This window comes from Flagellimonas profundi, from assembly GCF_017313275.1.
GTDB classification, from domain to species: domain Bacteria; phylum Bacteroidota; class Bacteroidia; order Flavobacteriales; family Flavobacteriaceae; genus Flagellimonas; species Flagellimonas profundi.
Map to the genome: position 1 here is coordinate 397,648 of NZ_JAFLNM010000003.1, position 11,789 is coordinate 409,436.

Below are 11,789 nucleotides of genomic sequence, written 5' to 3' on the forward strand. Positions count from 1 at the left end.
TAGATAACAATATTAGATGGGAATAACAACATGGGCACTAAAGCCTTCACCCTTTCCTGAATCAAAAGTAATGCTTCCGCCTATAGCCTGAATACGCTTTTCTGTATTCCTTAGTCCGTTCTTAGCATTAAGGTCCTTTGGTGAAGCCCCAACACCATTATCATTGTACTTTACCAGTAATTCACTGCCCGTTTTTTTAAATCCTATGGTTATCAAAGTTGCTTTACTATGCTTACCCATATTGATCATAAGTTCCTGCATTACCTTGTACAATACTTTTTTGGAAAGCGACGGAACTCCATTCCATTCAATATCCTTGGTGCCTGTGATGATCAGGTTTGCTCGGCTAGGCGTTCTGTAGCGAAGCATTTCCAAAAACTCTTCTTTAAAAGGAGTACCGGTATCTACTTCATTGACTTCCCTGGAAAAATTACGGCTCTGATTATAAAGTCCGTCCAACCGATCCATAATCTTTGTTTTATCAGCATCACCTTGCAACATCAACATGGTTTGGTTTAATCCTGCTCCAAAGTCATCGTGAAGCCGTCGGGACATTTCAGCTTCTGTCTCCAGAGTCGCCACCAATTTTGCTGTTTTGTTTTGCTCTTTCAAACGCTTTGTACGTTGTTTATAAAAATAGACCACAAAGCTTAACCCTGATAATAATATCAACAACCCAAAGTAGGACATAGCTTTTTTACTACGCTCTTCGGAAGCGATCAAGGCCTGTTCTGCATTCTCCTTTTCAAGACGCAAAATGGATTCTTGTTTTAGCTTATCGTCATATTTATATTTAGCGAATTGGGTCTTTACATCCAATTCCTCTTCGTACAAACTATCTTTTAAAAAGATATACCGGTCACGCAATTTGACCTTTTCAGGTTCCATTTGCATTAGAAACCTCAAAGCATCGGATTCTGCCCTGGGTATTTTCATATGCTTTGAAATATCAATTACCGAATCGAAATAGGCTTTTGCCAACCGAGGATATTTTTCCATATAAAATTCTCCCAAATGGGTATAGCTTGCGATCTGTCCCCTTTCATCCTTATCCCTAATTCTAATATTCAAAGCTTCCATAAATGGTTCTGCGCTATCTTCCTTTCCCGAAAGCCAATTCGCATAAGAAAGATTATCCAATATCCTGGCATATTTGGCAGTAGAATGGTCTAAAGAAGAATCTTTAATGATCCTCTCGAAAAGATCGATGGCCTCTTCATACTTTTCAAAATCAGTATAGGTTGCTCCCAAATTATTTTCAAACGAAATTCTTTCATCTACCAAACCACTTAAATTGATGGCCATTTGATAATATTTAATAGCATCCGCATAGTTGAACAGTTTTCTATGGTTCGTTGCCAATAAATTGTAACATTTAGCCAAAAGATTACTTTCGCCTGAATTTTCCAGATATGGCCATGCTTCCGTCAAGGTTTCTTTGCTTCCAAAAAAATCGTTTTGATCTTTCTGAATGGTACCCATATTAAATAATGCTTTCCCTACCCATACACTATCATTTAATTGTAAAAAATAATTTTTTGAATAGTTATAATGGTTAAAGGCACTGTCGGGCTTAGAAGTGAAGCTATCATAGTAATATCCCATAAAATAATGTTGTTTTGCCATCATGGGAACATCGTTGATTTGTCTTGCATTACCAATTATCAATTTGTTGTAAGCCGGTAAACTGTCATATTCCCCCAAAGCCAAGCTTAAATAGCTTTTTTGATAAAGAATTTTACCATAAAGGCTGTCTTGATTATCCTTGGCAAGAAAAAAGGATTTGTTGATTGATTGTTTTTTTTCAGTTAGTGAAAGGGTGCTGTCCAATGAGCGTTTGTAATAGATTATAGCACTATCTTTTACACTGCCCCCTGCCGATTTGGAATCACCATCCATTGGCGTGCAAGAGCTAAAAAGAACTATTAGGGTTAAAAGCAATAAACTTTTCAAAAGTGGTAAGGTTGTATTAATAATGAGAGCCACACCTAAATTAGGCGCAGCTCAAATTAGTAAAATTATTCCTACTTCTATTCTCCCGGTGGTGGTGGGGGTGGTGGGGGTGGATTTTCGTCATCACCCTCCGTTGCCACAGTGTGGTACAAAGTCTCGGTGTCCGCCACATCTTCTTTACTACAAGAAAACAGGAACATATTGAATACAGTGGCCAATACGGCCAAATACACTTTTCTCATCTTTATGAAATTTTAAGGTTGAACAAAGAGGTGGCCGTCCGGGATTATCCCAGATCTATTATGACTATTCAGCCACCTGTGAGTTTTGGAGTACTCCTTTGCTTTTTTGGAAAGTGGAAACTGTAAGCGGCTGTAATGACTACTTTCCAATGAGCCAACTATTGGCCGCTTTACAGAATCCTATAAAATGAATCTTCTAGAAAAACTATGTTAGCAAAGCATAGCAGAATTCATTTCTGTGACAAAGTAAGTTCAAAGAGAGATTTAGATTACAGACAAGGAATAGACATGTTTTGGACAACTTTTAGACACCAATAATTACCACTGCTCAGAGCTCATTAAGTCGAAAGTTTGTCCAATGAAAATTTGTACTTTAATCCTATGGATGAGAAAAGGATTGCAGAAATCGTTCTAAAAGTTTTTGAGAAAGCAAAGGAAGAGCATGCGTCACATTCCAGGTTTGCCTTATCCAATCATATTAGCGAGCACAGTGACCTGAGTTCAAAAACCCTTGAACGGGCTTATGATAGATACATCAACAACAAAAAGAAATTCGGACCTCCCAACGCAGATAGTGTTGAGCTCTTGTGCAAATATTTAAGTTTCGAAGATTATGCAGACTACATAAGAAAGAACCCAACAAAAAAGGGAAACAATTCAGATAAAGATTCAGATGAGGTCGTGGAAGAACCAGTTGGAAAAAACTGGCCAAAGATTTTAGTTATTGCAGCTGGAATTATTTCTGTGGTCACATTTATTCTTATCTGGCCTTTTGATACCAAGGTCGTAAACGGTGGTAGTAAGAAATGCATGGCCTGGGCGGACTCATTGTACATCGAAGTTTCTTGTTCAGCCAAACCCTATACGCAATACGGCACCAAGCCGGAACCTTTGGACCCCATGAAGTTGGATAATTTCAAAAAAGTTGAGGTCAATATGGCCACACAATTTTTTGCTGAAGATGGTAAACCAATGGTATGGTACTATAAAAACAAGGACGGAGAAATTGAATACTTTACAGCACCGGGTCTTCATCCCATAACTGGAGAGACCTTACGAAAAATAACACCATATATTATCGAGACCTATGTTCCGGTCCATATGAATAAACCAGATTCATTTTTAAAAGAAAATTAGAAAAGGTTTAGTGAAGAAAACTGAAGTAAACATCAAATGTCTTACCTGCACTCCCAAAATGAAATCTGATTAAGAATCAGCGACGACTACATTGTATTTATTAGGTATTATTTCAAGGATACTGTTGTAATCTTACATAGATACCCTGCTCAGCACATATAGGGGTTTTGATGGTTATTATGAGTGTTTAGGTAAACGTTTTTGACAGTTCACAATGAACCTTTTTACCCTCTCGAACTACTATTTCGACTACTTCTTCAATATCTTTTTCTGAAGTTCTGAAATTAACAATACAGGCTCTCAAACAATATTGTTGGTTGACAATCGCATTGGAAATAAACACTTCGCCTCCAGCTTGCAACGCGTTTAATAAGGTTTCATTTAATTTGTTTAGATATTCAAGATTTTCGGCTCTATCTTTTGGTTTATACCTAAACGTTGTAATACTTAAATTTTGTGATATTGCCTCCAATTCTGGGTTATTATCGGCCAGATCATACAACATTTTTGAGAGTTCAATGTCCTCACCAATCAATTTTCTATAACCACTACGACCTAACTGTTTAAGGGAGAGCCATACTTTTAACGCCCTAAAACCTCGTGAGTTTTGGAGTCCGTATTCATAGAAGTTCTGTGCAACCTCATCTTCGCTTTTACTGAAATTGTAATATTCAGGATGCGAACTAAAAGTATCGGTTAAATGACATGGGTTTTTTACCAATGTGCACCCGGCTTCCAGTGGACTGTATAACCATTTATGGGGATCCAGTGCTATGGAATCAGCTTCCTCGATTCCTTCAAATACGTGTTTAAGTTCCGGAATAATCGCTGCTGGCACCCCATATGCACCATCAACATGAAACCATATACCATATTTTTTACACACAGCCGAAATTCCGTTCAAATTATCCACAACGCCAGTGCTGACATCTCCGGCTGTACCTACTATCATTAAAGGGGTAAATTGGTTTTCAATATCTTCTTTTATCGTTGATTCGAGAATCGACATCTCTATTTTATTTGACACATTGGTTGGAATCCAACGTATCGAATTAGTACCTAAACCAAATAAAATAACCGCTTTCTCTATCCATGTATGTGTTGCTTTGGAACAGTATACGGTAAATTGGTTTTCTGAATTTTGCATCCCACATTCTTTAACACTCAATGGAGCTTTAGCTGTTCTCGCAGCTAAGAACGCAGTAAAATTTGCCATATTTCCACCACTTACCAAAATACCGCCGTAATCTGATGAAACACCTATAAATTCACTCAACCATTTTATGGTTTGCTTTTCGATTTCAGTGGCAATTGGACTTAAAATATGTGCCCCAACATTTGGGTTGACCGATGCAGCAAGCAAATCTGCCAAGGCCCCGATCGGGGCTGCGGAAGAAGTGATATACCCCATGAATTTCGGATGGCCATTAAAAAGTGAATTGTTCAAAAGCAGTTCGGTGGCCTGAGCAATCAACTCGGAAGCTTCACTTCCATTATCCGGCAAAGAAGTGGTTCCTATAATTTTTTGAATCTGAGACGGACTTCTATTATAGGTGACTGGTTTTTTATCAATCTGATTCATAAAATTTGAGATGTCATCTATCAGTTGATAACCAATTTGTCTAAACTCTTCTCCGTCTATCTCAATGGGATTGGTTCTAGGGTTTTTCATCTAGTTGTCTTTTAAGAAAATTGATTTGGGCCTTACTTGATTTTTCAAATAACATACTCGGATAATCCAACAATCCGAAATGACCTCCAGAAATATCAACCCATTCCTTGGGCTGCATAATCAAGCTAAATATTTTGGCTGTAATATTTGGGTTCGCACCTGCCATTTCATCATTTTTTGCAACAATCATTAGAATGGGTGCTTTTAGATGTGCTGCACATTGACTCAAATGAAAGTCTTTAGGAGTTTCTATGTTGGAAAATGAGACCACGTTTTGCCAGTTTGTTCCAAAGCGTCCTCCGTACTCCATAAACCACCGGTATGCTGTTAGTTCCTTTAACACAGAAGGATTGTTGATTTGATCATGCGAAACCACCGCCACTCTTTCGGTTCTAGAGTTAGGCAACCCCAAGATGTCATCTTCCAACAATGTTTCTTTGGCAAAGGTATAAAGACCACTGTCTTTGTCCTTTAATGGATAATGATCCCCAAAAGCAGGAACCATAGCTATAATGGCTTTGACCCTCTCGTCTACTGAACCAACTAAAAAGGCTTCACGTGCACTCATGCTCGACCCCCATACTATAATTTTATTTGTATCTATTTCGGGCTGTTTAAATACAAAATCAATTGCATCGATATAGCCTCTGGATTGGACCCAAAAATTGATTTCCTGACGTGGTACCCCATCGCTAATACCAAGGTTTCTATGATCATACAACAGTACTGCAAAATCAGCTTTCCTAAAGCGTTCAGCATATTTGTCCGCAGTCATCCCATGGATTGTGGTTGTAAAACCATGGGCCATTATCACAACAGGATACTTTTTGGAGGATATTCTTTTGGGCAAATACAATCGTCCTCTTAATATAGCTTGTTGCGATATAAACTCAATTGCTCGGAACATAGTACTGTCTTTAAATAAACTCAAAAGCCAGAATGTACCATTGCAACCCTGGCTTTTAGTATGGATATCAAAAAGTGATACTTGCTAAGCTTTTGATTTTTTCAATGGTGAATGATGTTCGTGAACCATTTTCCAACCATCATTTGTTTTAACAAAAAGCAGGGTGATCTGATCGTTCACGATTACTAGGTCCTCTCCAAATTTTAAATGAAAATCTGAATGAAAGGTTACATTGGCCACATCTCCATAAACGGCAATTTGTAGATTTTTGGCATCAAACTTTAATACTTCTGTTGCCGAACCAAATACATTGCGTTCATGAGCTTCGTTTGCTTCTCCTCCATTCCTTGCCTCACCATTCTTAAATTCAGTGAATTTTGGCCCATAGGCATGAAATGCAATTAGTTTATCGATGTCCCCATCCTTTATACTTTGAGCAATGGCTCCAAATGTATTCATGACTTCTTGTTTGGCTTCCGGGAATTCGTCATGTATCAGGTCGACTTGGGCGTTGATGTAAGAAAGCGACAAGCCATAAACCGCAATCAAGGTTAATGTGAATTTTGTTTTCATAATATGATGTTTGTTTAAATGAATGATGTAAAATTCACTTAAAACCAAGACAATTGACTTTCAGAAAAGTTCAAAAAACATTCTAAAACGTCCAAATATGGCTTCAGCACTCAATCTTTCTTTGTTTGTGTTCTATACTGGTGTGGAGGAAGGTTGTATTGTTCTTTGAATGATTTTATAAAATGAGATGTATTTATAAAACCACAATCATAGCTTATTTGATTGATATGTAAGTCAGTCCCAATCAATAGCTTTTCACCATATTCAAGCCGTTTAAACTTAATCCATCTCGAAGGTGTTGTACCATAAATATGTTTAAAATCCCGTTTAAAAGCGGACAAACTTCTACCACATAATTTGGCGAATTCTTCAACCTTTAAATTAAAAAGGAAATTTTCAGACATTACCTTTTCAATATTGTCGCCTGTTTTTTCTGTCCTGGAGTTTAAAATTTTGAATTCTGACCTATGGGGACGTATTCCAGTAACGAACTCTTCCATTTCTGCCAGTATTGGGTAGGTGTCGCCTGTCCAAAACAGATGGTCGCTGCCTTCAAATTCAACAAGCTTGGAATTAGGTATTCGTTCAGCAATGTATCTGCCTTCTTGGACCCGTATTTCAATGTCATCCTTTCTGAATAGTAGAAGTGTTGGAACTTCAATTGAACCCAGAACGTCTGTGACATCTATTTGCGTACATTGCTTGTGTAGTATTAAGGCCGCTTTAGGACTTGCCCCTGAACGTAAATAACTCGCCAGCCAATCCATGAACCCATTATCGTGTGCAAGGGAGGGCACCAGTGTTCTTAATTCATCCAAATCACCATGAGCCCAATTATCCTCTATTAATTTATTTGAAACTTCACGCTCTTCATCTGTAGGGGCCCACGGATAATTTTCTGAATATCTCCGCTTGGCAAAAATGCCAAAACCCATTACGCCTAAAGTTCGTTCTGGATAATTTAAAGAAAACAATAAGCTTACAGAACCTCCTTCAGAGTGGCTAAACAAAAATGCTTTTCCAGAATGTGTAGCATCCATTACCGCATTGATGTCATCCATTCGTTCTTCCATTGTGGAATAATCATCAGTACGGTCTGAAAGTCCAGTCCCTCTTTTATCAAATAAAATAAGTCTAGAAAATAAGGCGAGTCTGGCCAAAAAAGCGGCCAATCTTGGTTCTGCCCACATCATATCAATATTCGAGACCCAACCAGGAATATAAATGATGTCTACTGGACCATTGCCCACTACCTGATAAGCAATGTTAAATTCACCACTTTTAGTATAATTGGTTTTTGGCTTCATAAATAATTATTCAATCACCAAGCAGTTGTGCATCGTTTATTTGAACTTTGCCTTACATTCAGTGAAGACCTCTAAAACGTCTTTAAGGTTGAAGGTAGAAATATTTTTGTAACATATAGCAAATCAGGTTAATGGGTGATGATTTGATCTATCATTAACTACTGTTGGTATATGATGCGTATATTTCACTAATCGAATTTATCGATAATTCAGAAAATAAATAGTTGTAGCCTCAGGGATACTCAAAACAAGCAGTATGTATTATTCGAACAAGGATATTATGGAAATGGACAAGGTTATCCGTCTTAAAATCATCAATTCCATAACTGGGATCAAGCCTGCCAACCTGATTGGCACCATAGACCATGATAAGCTGACCAATTTGGCTGTTTTCAGCTCTGTGGTTCATTTGGGAAGCCAACCACCTCTATTGGGCTTTATAGCCAGGCCAAAAACGCAAGATTCCGGACATACACTCCGTAATATTGAAGAAAAAGGCGTGTACACCATAAATCATATTCACCCCGAATTTATTGAACGGGCCCATTATACCTCTGCTAAATTTGACAAGAACATCTCAGAGTTTGATCGGTGCGGTTTCTCGGAAGAATATATTGATGTTTTCGAGGCTCCTTTTGTAAAGGAAAGTTTGGTGAAAATGGGGCTTCGTTTAAAAGAAACAATCCCTATTCCTTTGAACGGAACTACATTGGTGATTGGGGAAATAGCCCATCTTGTATTGCCTGACACGGCCATGGAGACCGGAGACATTGACCTGGAGCATCTTCAAAGTACCGGTATTTCAGGACTCAACAGCTATTATGAATTAAAAAAAGTGGCCCAACACCCCTATGTGAGAATTGGGGAGGTGCCGGATTTTGATAAATGAACTGTTAAAGGGACATAAAAGCCCTGTTGATCATTTCATTTACAGGATTTTTTATTTAAGCAATCAAATTACCATCATCAGTTTTCGGTCTGTGCTTATGTTCAAGTTCTGCCCCATCCTGTTTTTCGGGCACAGTCCACCTATGATAATGTTGATTCAATTTCGCTTCCCTTCCACAACAATTCCCTTCCACCCCATCAAGGCATCATACGTACCGGATTCGTTCTTAACAAATTCGAAAGATTCCGCTGCTTTGGGGTTTTCAAAAAACACCGTAGGAGTTTCTGCTTGCAGCGTTCCTATCTTTTCACCATCCTGAAAAATCACAAGGTAATCCCCTTCCACTTTCACATCTAAAACCAATCCATCAAAATCAGCAAAAGTATAGGAGCCCTCGTACCGCTCAAGCACTTCTTTATCCAAAACAATTGCTTTTCTATGGATTTCCTTGGGATATTCTACAGGTTCAGATTTTAATATCTTCACCATATCGTCAATGGTATCAAAAAAGGGCATTTCATCGTAGTTGGCCAATACTACAAAGTCAAAATCATTTACCAGATCACTGTACACCTGGGCACGTATACCTTTTGAACCTCCATCTTTCGCTATGATCCCGTTCTCGTTTTTTAAAAACGAAGCGTAGGGTTCCTGTTTCACATGATCCATAAACTTCTTCAAATCTTCTCCTGTGGAAAACAAGCGAGCCGTTCGGAATTCATCCCGCTGAATATTATCCACCTCAACCACCAAACTATCCTTTAACACATGGTTCTGTGCCATATTTTTCACCCGGTTTTCTTCGACAAAAAAATGTGCCCCACTGGCATCCATTCCAAAGGGCTCAAAAATTTCATCAACAACACATTGGGCAAATGGTTTTTGGTAAGCTTTTGATATGATGTTATATAAAATCTCATAACCAATATTGGAATATTGTACATCGGTACCTGGTTGAAACAAAAAGGGCTGCTTTTTTGCATACTCCACAATTTGATCGGATGTTAAGCCATATTCCTCTTCTTCTAAATCCATTAATTCGCGTGGCAGGCCAGCAGTATGTTCCAATAACATTTGTAGCGTAATATCTTTCCCTTTGGGAAAATCCTCAAAAAACATATCCAAGGTCTGGTTTCTGTACAGTTTACCTTCAACCTCTAATTTCGCCACCAAATAATAGGTCATTAATTTGGCGACGGAATGGATATCGAACTGTGTACCAACCGTAACGTAAGTAGAACTTTGAACATCACTGTCCAGGTTGTAAGCCTTCTTTAAAAGTAAGGTATCATGTTTGTACGCCAGCACCACTCCATTGAACTTTTGCAAACCGGTTAGATTAGAAAAATAGGTGTCCAACGAATCCCTTACCGACTCCATTTTTGGGGACAAATCCCCATTCATTGGAACATTTTCCTGTTCAACACAGGCCAAGCACAAAATCAGACCGAAAACAATTAAACAATATCTCATGGTTTAGTTTTGGTGCAAAGAAGAAACAATTTCGGGTAAATTAATTGTAAAAATGGAAACCTTACTGATGACGCAACATAAACTCGGGAAGGTTGTTAAAAAACTGTAATGGCTTTACCCCGCATACTTTTTTAAAATCATTGATAAAATGGGGCTGGTCAAAATACCCATAGTCGTAACTAAGTTGGGTGAGTGAAACATCAGGGTTTTTGGTCTTATATTTCACCAAATCCAATATTCTTACGGTTATGATGAATTTTTTTAGGGGATACATCACTTCTTTTTTAAACACCTTGCCCAAATACTGCCTCGATCGGTTAAATGGTTTAGTTTTGGTGCAAAGAAGAAACAATTTCGGGTAAATTAATTGTAAAAATGGAAACCTTACTGATGACGCAACATAAACTCGGGAAGGTTGTTAAAAAACTGTAATGGCTTTACCCCGCATACTTTTTTAAAATCATTGATAAAATGGGGCTGGTCAAAATACCCATAGTCGTAACTAAGTTGGGTGAGTGAAACATCAGGGTTTTTGGTCTTATATTTCACCAAATCCAATATTCTTACGGTTATGATGAATTTTTTTAGGGGATACATCACTTCTTTTTTAAACACCTTGCCCAAATACTGCCTCGATCGGTTAAAATGTTCGCTCAACTGGTTCACCGTGACCTTTCCTTCATTTTTGTACACATATTCGCAGATTTCGCGAACCAATTCCATGGAAGGCGTCAAGGAAAACTGCATTTCCTCCATAAATCGCTCTGCCAAAGCAAATTGGTCATCTGTATTATCCAGTTCAAAAACTTGTTGGTAAAATACTCCCCACTGATCGTTCAAACCATTGATATCCACCACGCCAGAACCATGTAATGATGAGAAAAAGTAAGCGTTTGCCCAAGGCTGTAGTTTTATGGTAAAGAAGGTAAGGGAATCCTTTGCTTTGATCTTGTAAGGCGGCCTTGCCTGGTGAATGGTAAACACCTTACTGTTTATGGGAACTTCCTGTACTTCCGATCCATAATAAAATGTACCTGAAGCCTCCTTGAAAAAGACCAGATCATAGCAGCAATCATCAATTACGGGTATGGGGCGTTGCTGATTCCCCTCTCCAATATGGATGTAATAGCATTCCCTGAACAAAATGTCCAGAGGCTTTTTAGGATGATAAACGCTGATAACCACTTCTAAAAAAATCAAGGCCCAAACAAAAAGTTTGAGCCATAACACCTTATAATTCCATTACATTATGTAAGCAGGTTGCCATCCTCGTCCCACTCGGCAATAATACCGCGCTTACTCTGATCCACACATTTGGCCAACCATTCCTCGTCGTAAGATACGCCGTGCTGCTCCAGCACATCATCCGGCACACCGTCCCAAACATTGGGCTGGTTACCTTTATATCCTATTTCCTCTATCCCGATCTTACTGGTGTAAAAACCGGTCATGGTCAGGTTGCGGACCAATGAGAAGAAATTCACCTCGAACGGCCGTTCGTTGCTGGGCGTTTCAGGGTCGTAAAAGGCAATCCCGTCCAAAATGGCTTTTTGTTGCTCTTCGGTGGCTGTTTTAAACTCCACACCAAACTCCGTATTGCTTTTGTGGTCCAACCACATGATCCCACCGCGGATGT

At 38.6% G+C, this 11,789-nt stretch carries 12 protein-coding genes; 2 read left to right on the forward strand and 10 right to left on the reverse strand.

All coding sequences use genetic code 11. The features are described from left to right. Positions 1–12: 12 nt before the first annotated feature. Together J0654_RS15260 and J0654_RS15265 are read right to left on the reverse strand one after the other, a co-directional pair. Positions 13–1,953 (reverse strand): tetratricopeptide repeat-containing sensor histidine kinase, encoded by a 1,941-nt coding sequence (locus tag J0654_RS15260; protein WP_207029972.1) that lies wholly within the window; start codon positions 1,951–1,953, stop codon positions 13–15. A 77-nt stretch (positions 1,954–2,030) separates the two neighbouring features. After that, on the reverse strand, positions 2,031–2,195 hold the full coding sequence (locus J0654_RS15265; RefSeq protein ID WP_207029973.1) for a hypothetical protein: 165 nt from the start codon (positions 2,193–2,195) through the stop codon (positions 2,031–2,033). A gap of 381 nt (positions 2,196–2,576) precedes the next feature. Here J0654_RS15265 and J0654_RS15270 point away from each other — a divergent pair, with 381 nt between their 5' ends. Continuing rightward, complete coding sequence (locus J0654_RS15270; protein ID WP_207029974.1) at positions 2,577–3,332, forward strand: hypothetical protein; 756 nt, start codon at positions 2,577–2,579, stop codon at positions 3,330–3,332. A 187-nt stretch (positions 3,333–3,519) separates the two neighbouring features. On the opposite strand, the gene J0654_RS15275 is transcribed toward J0654_RS15270, so the two are convergent. From J0654_RS15275 to J0654_RS15290, 4 genes are all read right to left on the reverse strand, one after another. After that, positions 3,520–5,004 carry a pyridoxal phosphate-dependent decarboxylase family protein gene (locus J0654_RS15275; RefSeq protein WP_207029975.1) on the reverse strand — a complete coding sequence of 495 codons (1,485 nt, stop codon included), beginning with the start codon at positions 5,002–5,004 and terminating at the stop codon, positions 3,520–3,522. Further along, entirely contained in the window at positions 4,991–5,911 is a 921-nt protein-coding gene (locus tag J0654_RS15280; RefSeq protein ID WP_207029976.1) for an alpha/beta hydrolase, read from the reverse strand. The genes J0654_RS15275 and J0654_RS15280 overlap by 14 nt, the downstream gene beginning before the upstream one ends. Before the next feature lie 84 nt (positions 5,912–5,995). Then, positions 5,996–6,484, reverse strand: coding sequence for a YybH family protein (locus J0654_RS15285; RefSeq protein WP_207029977.1), 489 nt, complete (start codon positions 6,482–6,484; stop codon positions 5,996–5,998). Positions 6,485–6,594: 110 nt separating this feature from the next. Further along, entirely contained in the window at positions 6,595–7,791 is a 1,197-nt protein-coding gene (locus J0654_RS15290) for an alpha/beta fold hydrolase (RefSeq protein WP_207029978.1), read from the reverse strand. A 256-nt stretch (positions 7,792–8,047) separates the two neighbouring features. Between J0654_RS15290 and J0654_RS15295 the strand changes: the two genes are divergently transcribed. Beyond that, positions 8,048–8,680, forward strand: a complete 633-nt coding sequence (locus J0654_RS15295) for a flavin reductase family protein (protein ID WP_207029979.1) — start codon at positions 8,048–8,050, stop codon at positions 8,678–8,680. 156 nt (positions 8,681–8,836) lie between these two features. On the opposite strand, the gene J0654_RS15300 is transcribed toward J0654_RS15295, so the two are convergent. The 4 genes from J0654_RS15300 to J0654_RS15315 form a co-directional block, all read right to left on the reverse strand. Further along, the gene (locus tag J0654_RS15300) at positions 8,837–10,153 is read right to left on the reverse strand and encodes a serine hydrolase domain-containing protein (protein ID WP_207029980.1); all 1,317 of its coding nucleotides are present in this window, start codon (positions 10,151–10,153) and stop codon (positions 8,837–8,839) included. Between the two features lie 61 nt (positions 10,154–10,214). Further along, a complete protein-coding gene (locus J0654_RS15305) occupies positions 10,215–10,505 on the reverse strand; it encodes a helix-turn-helix domain-containing protein (protein WP_262897169.1) in 291 nt (96 codons plus the stop codon). Positions 10,506–10,537: 32 nt separating this feature from the next. Further along, complete coding sequence (locus tag J0654_RS15310) at positions 10,538–11,353, reverse strand: helix-turn-helix transcriptional regulator (protein WP_207029982.1); 816 nt, start codon at positions 11,351–11,353, stop codon at positions 10,538–10,540. A 47-nt stretch (positions 11,354–11,400) separates the two neighbouring features. Next, positions 11,401–11,789, reverse strand: a 389-nt coding sequence (locus J0654_RS15315; RefSeq protein WP_207029983.1) for a gluconate 2-dehydrogenase subunit 3 family protein, incomplete at its 5' end; no start/stop codon positions are given.